At 65.5% G+C, this 18532-nt stretch carries 18 protein-coding genes; 6 read left to right on the forward strand and 12 right to left on the reverse strand.

The window, feature by feature from the left end; translation table 11 throughout:
- Positions 1 to 190 precede the first annotated feature (190 nt).
- A complete protein-coding gene (locus tag QJT82_RS15295; RefSeq protein WP_080686755.1) occupies positions 191 to 2470 on the forward strand; it encodes an OmpA family protein in 2280 nt (759 codons plus the stop codon).
- A gap of 256 nt (positions 2471 to 2726) precedes the next feature.
- On the opposite strand, the gene QJT82_RS15300 is transcribed toward QJT82_RS15295, so the two are convergent.
- Positions 2727 to 4484, reverse strand: coding sequence for an alkaline phosphatase (locus tag QJT82_RS15300; RefSeq protein ID WP_028340879.1), 1758 nt, complete (start codon positions 4482 to 4484; stop codon positions 2727 to 2729).
- Positions 4485 to 4585: 101 nt separating this feature from the next.
- Positions 4586 to 4951, reverse strand: a complete 366-nt coding sequence (locus QJT82_RS15305) for a hypothetical protein (protein ID WP_028340880.1) — start codon at positions 4949 to 4951, stop codon at positions 4586 to 4588.
- 95 nt (positions 4952 to 5046) lie between these two features.
- Here QJT82_RS15305 and QJT82_RS15310 point away from each other — a divergent pair, with 95 nt between their 5' ends.
- A complete protein-coding gene (locus tag QJT82_RS15310) occupies positions 5047 to 5634 on the forward strand; it encodes a TetR/AcrR family transcriptional regulator (protein ID WP_028340881.1) in 588 nt (195 codons plus the stop codon).
- 168 nt (positions 5635 to 5802) lie between these two features.
- Here the strand turns inward: QJT82_RS15310 and argG are convergent, their stop codons facing one another.
- The 7 genes from argG to QJT82_RS15345 form a co-directional block, all read right to left on the reverse strand.
- Positions 5803 to 7140: an argininosuccinate synthase gene (argG, locus tag QJT82_RS15315; RefSeq protein WP_028340882.1), complete on the reverse strand. Its 1338-nt coding sequence runs from the start codon at positions 7138 to 7140 to the stop codon at positions 5803 to 5805.
- Between the two features lie 79 nt (positions 7141 to 7219).
- A complete protein-coding gene (locus QJT82_RS15320) occupies positions 7220 to 8002 on the reverse strand; it encodes a phosphatase PAP2 family protein (RefSeq protein ID WP_028340883.1) in 783 nt (260 codons plus the stop codon).
- A 37-nt stretch (positions 8003 to 8039) separates the two neighbouring features.
- Positions 8040 to 8342, reverse strand: a complete 303-nt coding sequence (locus QJT82_RS15325) for a hypothetical protein (RefSeq protein WP_028340884.1) — start codon at positions 8340 to 8342, stop codon at positions 8040 to 8042.
- 19 nt (positions 8343 to 8361) lie between these two features.
- Positions 8362 to 8847 carry a hypothetical protein gene (locus QJT82_RS15330; protein WP_028340885.1) on the reverse strand — a complete coding sequence of 162 codons (486 nt, stop codon included), beginning with the start codon at positions 8845 to 8847 and terminating at the stop codon, positions 8362 to 8364.
- A 4-nt stretch (positions 8848 to 8851) separates the two neighbouring features.
- Positions 8852 to 10066: a 23S rRNA (adenine(2503)-C(2))-methyltransferase RlmN gene (rlmN, locus tag QJT82_RS15335; RefSeq protein WP_035631609.1), complete on the reverse strand. Its 1215-nt coding sequence runs from the start codon at positions 10064 to 10066 to the stop codon at positions 8852 to 8854.
- A gap of 75 nt (positions 10067 to 10141) precedes the next feature.
- Positions 10142 to 10735, reverse strand: coding sequence for an invasion associated locus B family protein (locus QJT82_RS15340; RefSeq protein ID WP_051447874.1), 594 nt, complete (start codon positions 10733 to 10735; stop codon positions 10142 to 10144).
- 154 nt (positions 10736 to 10889) lie between these two features.
- Positions 10890 to 11726, reverse strand: coding sequence for an SDR family oxidoreductase (locus tag QJT82_RS15345; RefSeq protein WP_028340888.1), 837 nt, complete (start codon positions 11724 to 11726; stop codon positions 10890 to 10892).
- A 105-nt stretch (positions 11727 to 11831) separates the two neighbouring features.
- Between QJT82_RS15345 and QJT82_RS15350 the strand changes: the two genes are divergently transcribed.
- The 3 genes from QJT82_RS15350 (at position 11832) to QJT82_RS15360 (ending at position 15328) form a co-directional block, all read left to right on the forward strand.
- Positions 11832 to 12812, forward strand: a complete 981-nt coding sequence (locus tag QJT82_RS15350; protein ID WP_028340889.1) for an NADPH:quinone oxidoreductase family protein — start codon at positions 11832 to 11834, stop codon at positions 12810 to 12812.
- A 503-nt stretch (positions 12813 to 13315) separates the two neighbouring features.
- Complete coding sequence (locus tag QJT82_RS15355) at positions 13316 to 14137, forward strand: hypothetical protein (protein ID WP_051447872.1); 822 nt, start codon at positions 13316 to 13318, stop codon at positions 14135 to 14137.
- 18 nt (positions 14138 to 14155) lie between these two features.
- Positions 14156 to 15328, forward strand: coding sequence for a TAXI family TRAP transporter solute-binding subunit (locus QJT82_RS15360; protein WP_028340891.1), 1173 nt, complete (start codon positions 14156 to 14158; stop codon positions 15326 to 15328).
- 69 nt (positions 15329 to 15397) lie between these two features.
- On the opposite strand, the gene QJT82_RS15365 is transcribed toward QJT82_RS15360, so the two are convergent.
- Together QJT82_RS15365 and QJT82_RS15370 are read right to left on the reverse strand one after the other, a co-directional pair.
- Positions 15398 to 15796, reverse strand: coding sequence for a YkvA family protein (locus QJT82_RS15365; protein ID WP_028340892.1), 399 nt, complete (start codon positions 15794 to 15796; stop codon positions 15398 to 15400).
- 91 nt (positions 15797 to 15887) lie between these two features.
- Entirely contained in the window at positions 15888 to 16193 is a 306-nt protein-coding gene (locus QJT82_RS15370; RefSeq protein ID WP_016847224.1) for a 4a-hydroxytetrahydrobiopterin dehydratase, read from the reverse strand.
- Between the two features lie 211 nt (positions 16194 to 16404).
- Between QJT82_RS15370 and QJT82_RS15375 the strand changes: the two genes are divergently transcribed.
- Positions 16405 to 17808 (forward strand): TAXI family TRAP transporter solute-binding subunit, encoded by a 1404-nt coding sequence (locus QJT82_RS15375; protein WP_245288719.1) that lies wholly within the window; start codon positions 16405 to 16407, stop codon positions 17806 to 17808.
- A gap of 187 nt (positions 17809 to 17995) precedes the next feature.
- On the opposite strand, the gene QJT82_RS15380 is transcribed toward QJT82_RS15375, so the two are convergent.
- Positions 17996 to 18532: IS5 family transposase (locus tag QJT82_RS15380; RefSeq protein WP_281446643.1), on the reverse strand; the 537-nt coding region annotated here is incomplete at its 5' end.

Raw genomic sequence — 18532 nt, forward strand, 5'->3', positions numbered from 1 at the left:
TCGGTGCGTTTCTTCTGAACGCGCGGTGAACAATCGCACATGCAACCCGTTATAATGTCGAAATAAACTTCGCCGATGATTCGTGGCTCGCCACAATCCGGCCTAACGGCTGGCGGTTCATCGTCCTGCCGAATTGTTCGGTTCTCACTTTGCTTTCCTGCCCAGACTTTCCGCCGGGGACTCCTAGACAATGACAAAGCTTCGTCTCGTGCTGCTTGCCACGACTGCGCTGACGGTGATGCAATTCGCCACCTCAGCGTCGCACGCCCAAACTTCGCCTCTGGTCGTCGCACAGGCGCAGCAGAAGGAAGAAACCGGACCTGACGGAAAGCCGAAGGCGCGGCCGGCACCGGGCGCACCGGGTGCTCCTGCACGTCCGGCACCGCCGGCGGCCGCGCCGCATCCGCAGGCGCCACCTCCCGCTGCGGCACCCGCACATCCTGCTCCGCCGCCGGCCGCAGCGCCTGCGAAGCCGACCCCGCCTGCTGCACCTGCCCGGCCCGAGCCGCCCGCAGCTGCACCGGCAAAGCCGACGCCGCCTCCGGCACGGCCCGAGCCGCCTGCCGCGCGCCCGACGACGCCTCCGCCGTCGGCTGCTCCCGCGCGTCCCACACCGCCTCCGCCCGCGGCCGCGCCCGCGAAGCCATCGCCGGCACCGGCACGGCCCGAGCCGCCCGCGGCGGCGCCTGCGAAGCCGACCCCGCCACCGCCGGCGGCCGCCCCCGCACATCCGACGCCGACTCCACCGCCGCCAGCCGCAGCACCGCAGCGACCGGGCACGCCGCCACCCGGCGCAGGTCCCGCGCACACGCCGCCGACGCCAACGCCCGGCGCCGCGCCGGCAGCACGCCCCGGCACCCCGCCCGCGGCGACAACACCGACGCCCGCAACGCCGGGCGCTCCGACAACGGCGCCGGCCGAACGCCGCCCTGGTGATCGTCCGGGTGGCGAACGCGGTGAACGTCCTGGCGGCGCCAAGCAGCCTCCCGGCACGCCGCCCGCGGCGACGTCAACGCCCACGCCTTCGGCAACGACAACGCCGCCGGCAGCAGGGGCACGACCGGGCACGCCGCCCGCCGCGACAGCTCCCGGTGCGACGCCGACACCTCCGGCAGCCGGCGCACAGCCCGCGCGTCCAGGCACCCCGCCTGCCGCAACAACGCCTCCGGCACCCGGCGCGACGCCGACGCCACCGGCGCCAGGTCAGCAGGGACGTCCGGCGACACCGCCCGGAACACCGGCAACCCCGGGCGCAGCGATGGGCGCGCCCGGCGCGGCCCCGGCTCCGGGTCAGCCGGCAGCACGTCCGGGCGTCGCGCCCGGCGTATCGCCAGCCCAGGGAGCAGCCATGGGCGCGCCGGCACCGTCGGTCGTCCCCGGCTCGGCCGCCGCAACGCCGCCGCCCGGCCGCGCGCAATACGCCCCGCCGACGGTCGCGCCCGCCTTCCGCGCCGCGCCTGCCGTCGCAGCACCGCTGCCGCCGCCGCCGCGCCATGACAACATCAAGCCGCTCGCGATCGGTGCCGCGGTCGGTGCCGGCGTGGTTGCCGGCGCCATCATCGGCGGCAGCATCGCCGACCTGCACAGCCAGCGGCAGGAGGTCGTCGAGGGCGGCCGCACCATCTACACCGAGCCGGACCGCGTCATCATCCGCGATCCGGGCGGCCAGGCCTATGTCCGCGGCGACGACGTCTATCGTTTCCGCTATGGCGCGCGCGATATCCGCACCGAGACGATCGGCGGCGAGACGCGGACGGTCGTGGTTCGTCCCGACGGCAGCGAGATCATCACGGTGGTCGGGTCCGACGGACAGATGCTGCGCCGGATCCGCAGGGATACTGGCGGACGCGAGGTCGTCATCATCGACAACAGCTATCGCGATCCCCGGGCGGTCGGCGGCTTCTATGTCGACGCGCCACCGCCGGTGGTCAACATTCCCTACGATCGCTACATCGTCGACGCTCAGGACGCGTCGCCCGACGTGATCTACGAGACCATGGAGGCACCGCCGGTGCAGCGGATCGAACGGCGCTACTCGCTCGACGAGATCCGCTACAGCCCCAATGTCCGCATGCAGATGCCGAGCATCGACGTCAACACGATCAATTTCGACTCCGGATCGTGGACCGTCCCGCCAGACCAGGCTGCGCGGCTGCAGGTGATCGCCGACGGTCTCAATCGGGCCATCCAGCGCAATCCGCGCGAGGTGTTCCTGATCGAGGGCCATACGGATGCGACCGGCAACGACACCGACAATCTGTCGCTGTCGGACCGCCGTGCGCAATCCGCCGCCGAGCTCTTGACGCAGCAGTTCGGCGTGCCGGCGGAGAACCTGACCTCGCAGGGTTACGGCTCGCAATATCTGAAGGAGCAGACCGACGGGCCGAGCCGCATCAACCGGCGCGTCACCGTCCGCCGCATCACCCCGCTGCTCAACGGCGGCACCGCCTCCGCCGCCCCGCCGCGCTGAGCCGGCGCGACATCACGCGACGAAATGGCCGGGAGCGATCCCGGCCATTTTTGTTTCTTCTCCTTCCCCCTTAAAGGGGGAAGGTCGGGATGGGGGTCAGCCGCAGGCAACACTGTTTGCGGAGAGAGCAGATCCCCACCCGCTTTGCTCTGGCGAGCAAAGCGACCTCCCCTTTTCAAGGGGAGGTTGGAGAAGCGTCGCCCCGCAAGCGGGAGAGGTACAGCGGGCCTGCTGATCGACCCAATCTCATCATTCGTTACTTCTCCGCCCCCAGTCCCAGTGCCTCGACCATCACGCGGAATACCTCGGTGTTGTCCATCGAGCCGTGGACGCGCTCGCTGCCCGGGCCGGTCGCGGTGAGAATGACATCCTCGCCGGAATGCACGCTGGCGCCGATCATCGCCGGCAGATTGCCGAAGCGCAGCACGACGCCGGGGACATCCTTGTACTTGTCATTGGCCTTGAACGTGTCGGGCTGGTCGCCCTTCACGGTCGGCTCGTTCGGATCGTCGAGTTTCGGGCGGAACGTCTCGTAATGATCCGGCAGGCTGGCGGAGAAGATCGCAAGCCGCCGGCTGACATCGACGCGTGACGGATAACCCTCGGCGTCCGGCGCCGGATAATTCGGAAACCCGGCTTTCTCGTAGACGCCGACGCGCTCGCGCAGCGGCACGTTGGGTGTCGCCGCCATGTCGTCATTGATGGTACCGACCAGGCTGTTCGGATGGTTGTGGTCGGCCACGACCAGGATCAGCGTGTCGCCGCTGCGCGCTTTCGCCCAGTCCTTGGCGAGCCGCACCGCATTGTCGAACATGATGGTGTCGTAGACCGCGCGCTCCATGTCGAGCAGATGGGCGTATTTGTCGATCAGGCCGGACTCGACCATCAGGAAGAAACCGGCCTCGTGTTTCGACAGCACCGTGAGCGCGGCCTGGACCTGCTCGGTCAGGTCCGGCTGCTCGGGGAATTTCCTGACGCCGCCGCCCCTCAGGAACTTGCGGTCGAGCGCACCGTCCATGTTGCCGGCGGCGAACAGGCCGAGCAGTTGGCGGGTGTCCGGATTGGCCGCGAGCGCGGCGAGCTCGCTTGCGGTGGTCGCGACCGGATAGCCGGCGTCGCGGAAGCGCGCCAGATAGTCGATATCGTCCTTGCGTTTCGACCCGGACGTGGATTGCGGCAGGAAGTTCGCGGAACCGCCGCCCATCAGCACGTCGGGCTTCGCGTCGAAATATTGCGCGACGATCGCGTCATAGGCGGCGCGGCGGCGGGTATGCGCAACCATCGCAGCCGGCGTCGCATCCTCGACCTCGGTGTTGGTGACGATGCCGACGGCGAGGTCCGCCCGGCGCTTGGCGAGGCTCGCGATGGTCTCGACCCTCGGATCGTCGAGCGGATCGGGCGTGCGATCGGCGTAGACGCCGAGCGCATTGACCGCGGCCTTGTGGCCGGTGGCGTAGGCGCTCGCGGCGTTCGCCGAATCGGTGATGATCGAGTCCGAGCCCGCGGTCGCGACCAGCGCCATATGCGGCATGTCGTCGATCGCGAGCTTGCCGCGGCTCTTGCCCTGCGCAATTCCCTTGGAAAGGATTCGCGCGGCGGTGCGATGCGCAGGCGACATCCCGTCGCCAATGAACAGGATCACGTTCCTGGCCTTGCGTGCCCCGGTGTCATAGACGGTCCAGGTCACCTTGCGGCTCTGCGTGCCGTCGCTGACTTCGACGGCGACCTGCCCGGGCTTGGCGAGCGAGACATCGCGCAGCAACAGCGCCGACTGCTCCCGGCCGGCTTCGCGCGCGGTGAATGTGCCGCCCTGGCCGAACACCGCGGCATAGTCCGCGCCGTTCAGCGTGACCTTGAGCTTGGCTTGATCGACCAGCCCCGGGAGCTCGACCTTGAAGTCGAATTTGGCGCCGACGAGGATATCGGCGCGATCGATCGGATAGATCGTCTGGGCGAACGCCGGCGCTGCCGACAACACCAGCGTGACGGCCATACCGGCAACTTGCTTGATCATGATCGATGCTCCGCCCTTGCGCATCGGAGCGGAGGCTAGTTGCGGCGGATGACGGCGCAATGAGGCGCGCCGGGGCGTATTGCCGCAAGGCCGGCGTGATTTCAGCGCGCCATCTGCTGCGGATCGTAGAAGAAGCGCTCCTCGACCAGCTCCTCGCCGCGCCAGGTCTGCCAGGCGACCTCCTCCATGCTGCGAACCTTGCCGTCCTTGCCGGTGAATTCGAAGCGCCAGCAGATCGCCGAATGATCGCCGTCGAGCAGGAGCGGCCCGAGCCGCGTGGTCTTGACGCCGGCGACCGCGGCCAGCACCGCCGCCTCGCGCGCTGCCAGCGCCTCGCGGCCGACCCGCCACTCGCCGTCATTCTCCTGGGTGCGGGCATCCACTGAATAGAAGTTCCTGATCGCGCCGACATGGTCGTTGGATTCCACCGTGTCAGCGAAGGCTTGCAACGTCCTAAGCGAGGGCATGGGCACTCTCCATTTACCGACTTATAGTCGGTATTTATCGACTGGCAGTCGGTAAGTCAATTGGCTTGCGTCTGGAACTGGGCTAGAGATGCGCCATGGCAACCCAGGCCGAGCGGCGCGAGAAAACCAGAGCCGCCATCGTCAAGGCGGCGCGGCGCATTTTTGGCGAGCGCGGCTTTGCCGCTGCGACGATGGACGACATCGCCGCTGGGGCGCGCGTTGCCAAGGGCGCGGTCTATCATCACTTCGCGACCAAGGAGGCGGTGTTCGAGGCGGTGTTTGAGCAGGTGTCGCTCGACCTCGTCGCCGATCTCGACCGCATCTCGCGCGCCGAGAACGATCCGCTGGCGGCGATGGCGGCGGGCACGCAGGGCTATTTCGCGGCGTGCTCGAAAGGCCCGACCGGCCGGATCATCTTGCGCGATGGTCCCGCCGTGCTCGGCTGGGAGCGCTGGCGCGAGATCGACGCGAAACATTTCGGCGGCAAGTTTCCGCGCGCGCTGGCCGCTGCGATGGACGCCGGCGTAATCGCCAGGCAACCGATCGAGCCGTTGGCGCGGCTGCTGCTCGGCGCGGTGACGGAGGCGGCGGTCGCGGTTTCCGCGGGGCCGGATATCGCCAAGACCGGCACCGATTACGCGCGCGCATTCCGCTCGCTGCTTGATGCGCTCAGGGTGAAGTAGGCCGATATCCATCCCCGGGTCGTCCCTGCGAAAGCAGGGACCCATAACCACAGGGAGGAGTCGTGGAAACGCGCTGGAGCACCAGCGTACTTCATAACCACGGCCGGTGGTTATGGGTCCCGGGTCGCGCTTCGCTTGCCCGGGACGACGAGGCGAGAGGGTGCCGCCTCAGTCCTTGTCGTTCTCGAGCTGGAAGATCTGCGCCCCCTCGCCGCTCGAGATGAGGCCGGTCTTGTTGTAGAGGCCGAGCTTGGCGCGGGTGTCGGCGATATCGAGGTTGCGCATCGTCAGCTGGCCGATGCGGTCGGCCGGCGTGAAGGCGGCGTCCTCGACCTTCTCCATGCTGAGCCGCTCCGGCGCATAGGTCAGATTCGGGCTCTCGGTGTTGAGGATGGAGTAGTCGTTGCCGCGGCGCAACTCGAGCGTCACCTCGCCGGTGACGGCGCGCGCCACCCAGCGCTGTGCGGTCTCGCGCAGCATCAAGGCCTGCGAATCGAACCAGCGGCCCTGATAGAGCAAGCGGCCGAGCCGCATGCCGCTGATGCGGTACTGCTCGATCGTATCCTCGTTATGAATGCCGGTGACGAGACGCTCATAGGCGATGTGCAGCAGCGCCATGCCCGGCGCCTCATAGATGCCGCGGCTCTTGGCTTCGATGATCCGGTTCTCGATCTGGTCGCTCATGCCGAGGCCGTGCCGGCCGCCGATCACATTCGCTTCCAGGAACAGCGCGACCGGATCGGCGAACGTCTTGCCGTTCAGCGCGACCGGCTGGCCTTCCTCGAAGCGCACCACGACCTTCTCTGCCTTGACGTCGCAATCGGCGCGCCAGAACGGCACGCCCATGATCGGATTGACGATGGTGATGCCGCTCGCAAGGCTCTCGAGATCCTTGGCCTCATGCGTCGCGCCGAGCAGATTGCTGTCGGTCGAATAGGCCTTCTCCGCGCTCATCTTGTAGGCGAAGCCCTGCGCGGTCATGAACGCCGACATCTCGGCGCGGCCGCCGAGCTCGTCGATGAACTGCTGGTCGAGCCAGGGCTTGTAAATCCGCAGGCTCGGGTTGGTCAGCAGGCCGTAGCGATAGAAGCGCTCGATATCGTTGCCCTTGTAGGTCGAGCCGTCGCCCCAGATGTTGACGCCGTCCTCCTGCATCGCCGCGACCAGCATCGTGCCGGTCACCGCGCGGCCGAGCGGCGTGGTGTTGAAATAGGTGATGCCGCCGGTCGAGATGTGGAACGCGCCGGACTGGATCGCGGCGATACCTTCATGGACCAGCTGGGTGCGGCAATCGACCAGGCGGGCCTTCTCGGCGCCGAAATCCATCGCCTTGCGCGGGATCGCGTCGTAGTCGGCCTCGTCGGGCTGACCGAGATTGGCGGTATAGGCGAAGACCTTGGCGCCTTTCAGCTTCATCCAGAGCAGCGCCGCTGAGGTGTCGAGCCCGCCCGAGAACGCGATGCCGACTTTTTCGCCGGTGGGCAGGCTTTTCAGAATCGTACTCATGGGACGGTCCAATCGGTCGAAATCGGTGGTGATTAGGCAGGCCGAATATCAAATTTCCGGAGCCTGGGCACGCCTTTAATCACGCCTCGGGCTGGCTCGGCTGTGCCTGGCCGTCGCGGCGCCAGCGCTGCATCAGCCGGTAGCCGGGCATTGCGAGCCGCGTCAGCGCGGCATCGACCTGGGCGTCGGTCAGCCGGGTTGCTGCCCAGCGGTAGATCAGCGCGTAGAACAGCCAGACCGTGAAGAACGACACCAGGCCCGCGATCGCCACGTCGGTGAAGAAATGGCCGCCAAAGGCCATGCGAAGCCCGCTGGTGACGATGCCGAACACGGTGGCCCCGGCAAAGGCCAGCGGCCGCCACGCGGGCGGCGTCAGCGCCGCCGGTGCATAGGTCCAGAACGCGGTGGCGCCCTCGCCGGAGAAGAACGAGCAGTTGCGCGGGCAGCCGCCGCGCGGGTCCCACCACGGCATGAATTGCAGGTCGCCGCCGAACTGCGTCACGAACACCGGCCGCGGCCGGCCCCAATAGTTCTTGAAGGTGAAATTGGTGAGCACACCGGCCGAGAGCAGCATCGTGGTGAGCAGGAACACCGCGGCGCGGCCTGACATCAGCATTGGCCGGTCCGGCCGAATGAATTTCCAGACGATGGTCACGATCGCCGGCAGCACCAGCGCCCAGGCGATCCACATCGCCGCATCGCGCGCGAACGACGCCACCGCATCGAGCTTCATCGGGAAGGTTTTCTGCGCCACATCGTAGAACAGCGCCGCCAGCTTCAGGTCGAGCTCGGGATAGATCCCGAACAGGATGCCGACGATGAGCGCCAGCGCCAGCGCGATGAAAAGTCCGGTCCGGTTCATGGCGCGCGGTTTAGCCGAGGCGGATGAGGTGGCGCAATCATTTCAAGTAAGCCCGAAGGGCATTTGCCGCTTGATCAAACAGGCGATCGACACCTTCATTTTCGTCGTAGTTAAACTGCCGCGGAGTATTGAGCGCTGCAGCACCATTTTTCGTCTGCGCCTGAAAAACGCTCAATACTAGTCCATCCAGAAGTTCCCGGATCGCTCTGGGCAAGGTTGAGTCGATCGCCGGCAATTGAGCGAGGATATCTCGTTCAAGCTCGGGAAGTGACAATTTGCCCGACTGCGCGCTTATCACGCTTCCCAAGATTGCGGATGCGGCTCTCTGGTTCGAATCCATGTTGGCACTCTGGACGAGGTCACGGCCGCGGCGATTGCGACGGCAAGGGCGGGGGCGGCGGCAAGGGACGCGGCGGCTCGCGCCAGGCCCCGGCGGTGCGGCCGGCGATCAGCCAGTAGACCAGGCCGGCGACGATGCCGGCGCCGGTCATGATCTCCATGTGCCGGCGCACGATGCCGTGGAATTGCATCATATCGGGATCGAACGGAACCAGGCCGAGATAGCAGGCCGCGCCGACGATGGCGCCGCCGACGGCGTAGGCCAGCACGCTCCGGATGAAGAACGCCTCGGTGATCAGCACCACGATCAGCGCCGGCAACAATGCGAAGCCTGATATGAAGATGAAACCGAAGCCGAGCACGACGTTGACGGCGCTCTGGTCAATCTGCCCGCCGAAATCGCTGATCTCGGGATACAGCACGGCGACGACCACGATGATCCCTGCCACGAAGCAGGCCATCAGGAAGCCGAACGCGACGACGAACAGGCGGCCGATCAAGGCCATCCAATTAGTCCGTCATCGCCATCGCGCGCAGCGCCTGGCGCTCGCGGGCGGAGAGCTTTTCGGTCTCCGACTTGAGCTGGCCGCAGGCGGCGAGGATGTCGCGGCCGCGCGGGGTGCGCACCGGCGAGGAATAGCCGGCGTTGAAGATATATTCGGAGAACTTTTCGATCTGCTCCCAGTCCGAGCATTCATAGGCAGTGCCCGGCCACGGATTGAACGGGATCAAATTGATCTTCGCCGGAATGCCCTTCAGCAGCTTCACCAGGAGTTTTGCGTCATCGAGCGAATCGTTGACGCCCTTGAGCATCACATATTCGAAGGTGATGCGTCGGGCGTTGGAGGCGCCGGGATAGTCGCGGCAGGCCTGCAGCAGCTCCTTGATCGGATATTTGCGGTTCAGCGGCACCAGCTCGTTGCGCAGCTCGTCGCGCACCGCATGCAGCGAGATCGCAAGCATCACGCCGATCTCGTCGCCGGTGCGCTGGATGTTCGGTACCACGCCCGAGGTCGACAGCGTGATGCGGCGGCGGGAAATGCCGATGCCCTCATTGTCGGCGACGATCAGCAGCGCATCGCGCACCGCGTCGAAATTGTAGAGCGGCTCGCCCATCCCCATCATCACGATGTTTGTGACGCGGCGCGTGCCGTCCTCGCGGTCGGCCCAGTCGTTCAGCCGGTCGCGCGCCACCATCACCTGGCCGACGATCTCGCCGGCGGTGAGGTTGCGCACCAGCCGCTGCGTGCCGGTGTGGCAGAAGGCGCAGTTCAGCGTGCAGCCGACCTGCGAGGAAACGCACAGCGTGCCGCGATCGGTCTCGGGGATGTAGACGCACTCGACCTCGTGCGGCCGCTCGACCTTGTCGCCGCTCGGCAGCCGCAGCAACCATTTGCGGGTGCCGTCATTGGAGATCTGCTCGGCGACCACTTCGGGACGGTCGACGGTAAAATGCTTCTCGAGCTCGGCGCGCATGTCCTTCGAGACGTTGGTCATCTCGGCAAAGCTCTTGGCGCCGCGGAAATACATCCAGTTCCAGAGCTGCTGGGTGCGCATCTTGCGCTGGCCGGCCTGCACCCCGATCTCGCCCAGGCGATCGGCGATCTCGGCGCGCGACAGCCCGATCAGCGACGGCCTGGCCGGCGGCACATAGGTCTCGAGCGGAACCTTCTCGACGAGCGCGCTGGCGCCGGAAACGGCATGGGTGGTCACGGTGTCGGTCATGAAACCTCAAATAGGCCTTCCAGCCGGTGCTGGAAAGCCACCAAATACCTCGATTTCAGGCCTTAAGCCGGTTCTCTAGCGCCGGCAGTCCTGCCCGAGCCGGTCGAGCGCCTGCGCCAGGCCCTTCAGCGAGAAGGTGTCTGTCGTCTCGGTGCCCTTGGCCGAGACGGCTTTTACCGTCAGTTCGGCCGATTTGCGCATGGATTCCACCATCCGCTCCTCCTCGGCCGCATTCTTGATCCAGAGGCCGTCGCCCTGCGTGTACATCGCATAGGTCCCGCCGCCGACTTGAACCGTTGATTCGGAGCCCGGCTTCACGGTGTAGCCGATCATGATCGAGACTTCGTTGACGACCTTCTCCGCCGGACGGGTGGAGATGAAGGCATAGGCCGGATCGCGCGGCCGGTTCGCCGGATTGGTCTTCGACGAGGAAGGCTTGGCGAGCGCAAAGCACACCTTCTTGCCGTTGGGCGACGCCGAGTACGCGCCCCAGGTGCCGAATTGGCCGATCAGCGTCGGCTCCGCGCCGCCGGCCGCAGCCGCCGCGGCCGAAGGCGCCGGCTTGGCTGCTTCCTTCGCGGTATCTTTCTTGGGCGCAGCCTGCACCGGCGCGAGGGTGATGAACCCGCACAGGATACAAGCAACCAGTGATGTCAGAATCTGCCGCACGGCCAATTGGTTCCCCCATCATTGTGACTGCAAGATGGCCCGGCGATTCCCCTCCGCCGGCTCGGATGGATAACCGGGAAACGCTTTTTTGGGAAGGCAGTTAGGCCGAAAGGCGAACGCCGCTCACCGTCGGGCGCGTAATCGCGACGCGTTATCACTTGGCGCGCGCAGCGCGCTGCCTCTCCCACTGCGCATCGGTCCATTGCAGCAGGTCCTCGGCACCGGAACTGCGTAAGTGCGAGCCGCCATCCTGCACCACCATCTCGCCGTTGATGTAGCCGGCCTGATCCGAGATCAGGAAGGTCGCGAGATCGGCGAGCTCCGAATGCTCGCCGGCGCGGCCGAGCGGATTGCGATGCGCCCAGGTCTCGCTGCGCCCTTCGGGACGCAACTGCCCGGTCGCACCTGCGGTCGGAAACGCGCCGGGCGCGATCGCGACGGTGCGGATGCCCTTCGGGCCCCACTCCACCGCCAGGCTCTTGGTCATCGCCAGCACCGCGGTCTTGGCCATCGAGGACGGCACCGTGAACGCGCGGCCGGTGATGGTCGAGGTCGACAGGATCGAGAGCACCACGCCCCTGTGCTTGCCGTCAATCCAGTGGCGGCCGGCGGCGAGCGTGCAGTACATCGTGCCATGCAGCGTCGGCGCGAGGATCGCGTCCGCCGCGCGGAATGACAAATGTTCGCTCTGCGCAATAAAGGTTGCGGCAGCATTGTTGACGAGAACGTCGATCGGCGCGTCCTGCCAGACCTGATCCATCATCGCTTCGACCGCCGCGCCGTCGCGGATATCGCAGCGCGCGGTGGAAACCTTGGCGCCGAGTTCGCTGCGGAATTTCGCTGCGGTTTCCTCCAGCAGCCCCTCGCGCCGCCCGCAGATGATCAATTCGGCGCCGAGTTCGGCAAAGCGGCGGCCCATCGCCGCGCCGAGGCCGGAGCCGCCGCCGGTGATCAGGATGCGCTTTTTCGCTAGCAGGCCTTTTTCAAACATAGTTTGATCCCTCCGCACTGTATTGTCGCTCCGCCGCAAATCCGGCATGAAGCTTGTAGTCCAAGATCTTGCAGCTCTTTCTGCGTCCGAAACTCAGGTGTGTCCATGAAAGCCATCCTCTGCTCGCAATACTGTCAACCTGACGATCTCGTGCTGGCTGATGTGCCCGATCCGGTGGCGGCTCCCGGCGAAGCCGTGATCGCGATCAAGGCGGCGGCGCTGAATTTCTTCGACATCCTGATGATCCAGGGCAAGTACCAGATCAAGCCGCCGTTCCCGTTCTCGCCGGCCGCCGAAGTTGCCGGCGTGATCGAAAGCGTCGGCGCAGGCGTCACTGACCTGAAGGTCGGCGATCGCGTCGTCGCGTCCTGCGGCCACAACGGCGCACGCGACAAGATCGCGCTGCCGGCGAATTCGATCGTGAAGATTCCCGACAATCTCGATTACGACCGCGCCGCCGGCATCATCATCATCTACGGCACCGCGCTGCATGCGCTGGAAGATCGCGCAAGCCCGAAGCCGGGCGAGACGCTCGCGGTGTTAGGGGCCGCCGGTGGCACCGGCCTTGCCGCGTGCGAGCTCGGCAAACTGATGGGCCTGAAGGTGATTGCCTGCGCCTCGTCGGACGAGAAGCTGGCATTCGCCAAGCAACACGGCGCCGAGCTGACGCTGAACTATGCGAAGGAAGATCTCAAGGAAGGCCTGCGCAAGCTGACCGACGGCAAGGGCGCCGACATCGTGTTCGATCCGGTCGGCGGCGCCTACGCCGAGGCTGCGCTGCGTTCGACCGCGTGGGAAGGCCGCTTCCTGGTGATCGGCTTTGCCGCCGGCGAGATTCCGAAGATCCCGCTCAACCTCGCACTGCTGAAGGGCTGCGATATCCGCGGCGTGTTCTGGGGCGCCTGGGCGCGGCAGAACCCGGACAAGAACCGCAAGAACCTCGAGAAGCTCGTGCAGTGGACCGCGGAAGGCAAGATCTCCTCACATGTCGACCGTACCTTCCCGCTGTCGCAGACCGCGGAAGCCTTGAAGGTGCTCGCCGGCCGCAAGGCGATGGGCAAGGTGATCCTGCACCCGGGAAGCTGAGGAAGAGAATGCGTAGCCCGGATGGAGCGCAGCGAAATCCGGGACCAGACCATCCGCGGTTAGAGCAGCCCCGGATTACGCTTCGCTGCATCCGGGCTACGGATGCTCCAACCTCCCCTTGAAAAGGGGAGGTCGCTTTGCTCGCAGAGCAAAGCGGGTGGGGATCTGCTCTCTCCACTTACAGCGGCGTCTGCGGCTGACCCCCATCCCGACCTTCCCCCTTTCAGGGGGAGGAGAACGCAGACCTCACTCCTCAGTCGGCACTCCACGCTTCAGCGCTGCGCGCGCAACGCGAGCAAACCTTGTGAACTTCCTCTGAATTGGCGCGCGCTGCCGCAATCAAACCCAAATTTCTCCCGATTCGCAGCGACCGAGGCCGCTTTTTGGGCCCAATCGCAAGGCGATTAAGGACCCGTAACGGGCGCTCAGGTACCCCAATAAGAATAACAACCAGACACCAGAGATGCCCGATTGTTGCGTCATAGTAACGGGGAAGCATCATCATGGTGGGGAATTCAGGACACGTTCACGGCAACGATCCGCCGCGCGGCGCAGTCAACGCAGATATCAACGATCCCGGATTTGCGCATTATCGCTACCGACGATCGCATCGGGCAGGCATCGACTTCGGCGCGGACGAACCAGCTCCGCTCTTTCTCTCAAGCCAAATTGACGAGTACGACGCGGATTGGGAAAGGCGCACGACGATTCCGCGTTCGCGCCTTCGCATCGGCCTGCTGACAGCTTCGGCCGTCGCGGCTGTCGCGGCGGCGGTCTTCGCGCTGTTGTCCGCCGGCGTCACGCGCGACACGATCCTGAGCGCCAAGGCCTTATTGGTCGGCGTTTCGCCAGTCGGGGTCCGGGCGGACCTTGCTGAGGCTGTTCGCGCCGTGGCAACGCCAGCATCACCCGCCATCGCGAGCCAGCCGTCGCGCGCTGAGATCGCGGCCGCCTATCAGGAAGCGATTCAGAGCCAAATCGTCGCGGTCGAAGTACCCGCTGCTGCGCCGGTCGAGCCATTACCGGCGGCGCCACAGGCAAGACGCCTCGATCCGGATGCGGTCGCGGCGCTTCTGAAGCGCGCCAACAGCCTGCTTGCGATCGGCGACATCGTATCGGCGCGACTCCTGCTCGAGCGGGCCGCGGATGCGCAGCACGCGGACGCGGCGCTGTTGCTGGCGCGCACCTACGACCCCGACGTGCTGGGGACTTTGGACAAGCGGAGCATCACGCCCGATCCGGAGACCGCGCGCCTCTGGTATCGCAAGGCCGCCGAACTCGGCTCGCAGTCCGCGCAGCAGCGCCTCGCGCAAATGCAGAACTAAGCTCATCTCGAGGGACACATGCGACGCTTGTTTGGATTGGTACTATGCACAGGCATGATGATTTGCGGCCTGGCGGCACGGGCCGAGCAGACCGAATTCGACCCGGCCAAGGTCAGCGACAGCCTGAAGGCGATCTTTCAGTTCGGCTCCGTAAGCACCAAGCAGAGCCTCAACGCCAACACGGTCACGCTGATCTCGGGTACGATCGGCGGCACCTATGTTCAGTTCGGCGCCGATCTCGCCTCCGTGCTCGACGATGGCAATAAGTTGCGCATCCTGCCGATCATCGGGCGCGGCTCGGTGCAGAGCGTCTCCGACATACTGTTTCTGCAGGGTGTCGATCTCGGCATCGTTCGATCTGACACGCTCGACTATCTCGAGCGGAAGGGCATCGCGAAAGACATCAAGAAACAGTTCACATACGTGACCAAGCTCTATAACGAAGAGATGCACGTGATCGCGTCGAAATCGATCCGTAATCTCAGGGAGCTTGAAGGCAAGACCGTCAGCGTCGACCTTCCCAATGGCGGCACCTTCGTCACTGCACTGACCGTGTTCGAGCGGCTCGGAATGAAGCCGAAGGTCGTCTATATCGAGCAGCGCATCGCCTTGGAGAAACTGAAGGCCGGCGAAATCGACGCGGTGATCGTCTGCGGCGGCAAGCCTTACAAGTCCGTGAGCGGCTTCAAGGACGACCGGTTCCACCTGGTGCCGGTCAACTACGAGAAACCGTTGCAGGACGACTATCTGCCGGCGAGCCTGTCGGCCAAGGACTATCCCAACCTGATTTCGGGCGAGGAGCGCGTTGACACGATCGCCGTTCCTGCCGTGCTTGCGGCCTACAACTGGGCACCGAAGACGGAGCGCTACAACAAGCTGGCCAATTTCGTGGATGCGTTCTTCACAAAATTTCCGACGTTCCAGAATCCGCCGTTCCATCCGAAGTGGCGGGAGGTCTCGCTGTCGGCGCCACTGCCGGGCTGGCAACGCCTGCCGGTAGCCCAGCAATGGCTGGACCGCCACGGCGTCGAAGCTGCCACGCGCACCCGTTTCGATGATTTCCTGAAGCAGAGCCCGGCGGCGACGCGCTTGCAGAGCGACGCCGACAAGGAGGTGCTGTTCAAGCAGTTCCGGGCGTGGGAAGCGGAAAACAACTCGCGTGCCCAACTGCGCGCCGGCGAGAAACGCTAGACTCCTCGGACCCGGATCGGGCGCAGCGAAACCCGCTCGATCGATCGGCGAGAAAGACCACGGATTACGCTACGCTTCATCCGGGCTACTTTCCGCGCCCTCCGGCACCCCGCGCTTCAGCGCGGCGCGGGCGGCATCGCGATGCTCCGGCGTGATGTGGCTTGCCACAATGCGGAGCGCGGTTGCGAGCACTGCGGCGTCATCGGTGAAGCCGAGGATCGGCAGCATGTCGGGCACGAAATCGAACGGCAGGATGAAATAGGCGATCGCCCCGAGCAGCGCCGCCTGCACATGGCGCGGCGTCTGCCGGTCGAAGGCGCAGTAATAGGCGGCCAGCAGGTCCTCCGCGAAGGGCAGGCTCGCCACCACCTTCTTGAACTTGATCCAGAAACGGCGGCGCACGCTTTCGGGGTCCTGTGCCAGCCGATCGGCAGGCCCAAATCCCACGCCGTGTTCGCTCGATGTCATCGCAAGGTTCCTCGACGCCGCGCCAGTTCGGCGGCGGACGATGCGAATCTGGGGATATCGGCGGACCCGCGCAAGGTTGCGCGCGCCGGGCTCAACTGACCCCAAGCTGCCTTGCGATCGCGTTCATGGCCTTGGCGAGGTCGATGTCGCGCTTGGTCACCCCGCCGACATCGTGGGTCGACAGCACCACCTCGACCGTCTTGTAGACGTTTTTCCACTCGGGGTGATGGTCGCTCTTCTCGGCGACCAGGGCGGCGCGGGCCATGAACCCGAAGGCCTCGTTGAAGTCCTTGAACACGAAGGTCTTGGCGATCGCCTCGCGGCCGGACGTTTCCGACCAGCCGGCCAGTTCCCAAAGGGCGGCCTTCCTTGCCTCCGCTGACAGCCGTTCGACCATGGTAACCTCCCGTTTAACGCCGACTTTAGCCTAACAACCGGCCTCCGGGATGGGATCCACGCCCAAATTAAGGCCGAAATCGCGTCCTATCGCCGCTGGTAACCATGACGGAGTTGTAACATCTGTCCATTCAGTAATTTGCTACACATAGGGGATGTATGCGCGTTGGTAGTTTTGCGAGATTGAGCCCCGACGATTGTTTGCGAGATCGATGACAGACGGCTCCGCCAGCATGTCGCCCAAGCCGCTGCGTTCGGCAAAGCGGCGGCTGATGTTTGTTTTGATCGCGGGCGCGCTGGCCATCATCGGCACGCTGCTGGCCGGTTACTATTTCGCCGTGCGTCCGGTGACGCTGCGGATCGCGGTCGGTCCCGCCAACAGCGATGACCTCAAGGTCGTGCAGGCGCTGGCGCAGGCCTTCAACAACCAGCAGCAAACCCAGGTCAAGCTGAGGCCGGTGCAGACCGAGGGCGCCACCGCCAGCGCGCAGACGCTGGCCGACGGCAAGGCCGATCTCGCCATCATCCGCGGCGATCTCGAAGTGCCGAAGAATGCGCAGGCGGTCGCGACCCTGCGCAAGAATGTCGTGGTGATGTGGGTTCCGCCCGCCAAGGGCAAGGTCCGGAAATCCGCGCGGATCACCAAGATCGCGCAGCTTGCCGGCCGCAAGATCGGCGTCGTCGGCCGCACCCCGGCCAATGTCAATTTGCTGAAGCTGATCCTGACGCAATACGGCGTCGACCCGATGAAGGTCGAGATCGTGCAATTCCCGGCCAATGAGGCGGCGGAAGCGATCAAGAACCTGAAGGCCGACGCCTATCTCGCGGTCGGCCCGGCCAACAGCAAGATCACGATCGACGCGATCACGGCGTCGGTCCGCGACGGCGGCGAGCCTAGTTTCCTTGCGATCGACGCCTCGGAGGCAATCGCGCAGAACCATCCGGCCTATGAGGCCGCGGAAATCCCCGCCGGCTCGCTCGGCTCGGCCGACCGGCCCGACGATGAGGTGAAGACGATCAGCTTCTCGCACCACATCGTTGCGCGGAAGGGCCTGTCGGACTCGACGGTCGCGGCGTTCACGCGGCAATTGTTCGCGATCCGGCAGTCGCTCAAGACCGATTTCCCGCTTGCCGCCAAGATCGAGACGCCGGACACCGACAAGGACGCCACCATTCCGGTGCATCCGGGCGCCGCCGCCTTTGTCGACGGCGAGGAAAAAACCTTCCTCGACCGCTACAGCGACTACATCTGGTGGAGCCTGATGGCGTTCTCGGCGATGGGCTCGGCCGGTGCGTGGTTCGCCGGCTATCTCAAACAGGACGAGCGCAACACCAACACCTCGCAGCGCGAACGCCTGCTGGAGATGCTGAAGGCCGCACGGCAAAGCGATTCAATCGAGGAACTCGACCAGATGCAGGCGGAGGCCGACGACATCCTGCGCCACACGCTGGACTGTTTCGAGCACGGCGCGATCGAGGAAGGTACGCTGACCGCGTTCAACATCGCGCTCGAGCAGCTTCATAACGCCGTCGCCGACCGCAAGGCGCTGCTATTCAGCATGCCGCAAAATTTGCAACGGACTGCCACGCAGTTCAGGGCGGCGGGCACGGCGTAGGTTTTCTTATACGCAAGCTCCCTTTATCCGCGCACTTCCTTCGCCTCTCCCGCTTGCGAGGGCTTTGCGCAATCGGGCGTGCGCGGGTGGAGGCCAGTGTCAGGCATTTTTTTGCGTGGCTTCTGGGGGCGCGCGGGAGTGGACAGCTTCGTTTGGGCGGCCGATTGACGGCATTGCGGAGCGGCGGTCACAGCGCAACACCCGTTGGACGCAGCATTGCCCATCGTTTGAGGTTCATGGCGAGGCAGAGAAGATGCAGATGGGTCTGATTGCGTGCCAAGCCCAGATAGCGAGCGCGCGCCCAGCCATAGACGCCCTTGAGGCGCGCGAAGACCTGCTCGACCGGGGCGCGGCGCCGTCCCACGGCGTCGTTGAAGCGCTTCTGACGCGCGGTCAGGGGATGATGCTTGTTGGGCCGGAACATCAGCCGCGGCTTGATGCCCCGGGCCGCGAGGAGGGCGCGGCGCTCGTGCTTGTCATAGGCCTGGTCGGCGTAGACCGCCTTCTCGTCGCCGCAGATCAACTCGTCGGCCGGCACCGTGTCGTTGACCGCGGCGTCGGTCAGCTTGCTGCGACGGATGATCGCCGAGCCCTGGTCGACGCCGACATGCGCCTTGTAGCCGAAGTACCGCTTGCCACCCTTCTTGGTCCATCGCGCATCCGCATCCCGCTCGCTGTTGACCAGCTTGCTCGGCGCACGCCCGTCCGGGCCGAGCGGCAGCGG

It is taken from the genome of Bradyrhizobium sp. Mp19, from assembly GCF_029952935.1.
GTDB lineage: Bacteria > Pseudomonadota > Alphaproteobacteria > Rhizobiales > Xanthobacteraceae > Bradyrhizobium > Bradyrhizobium elkanii.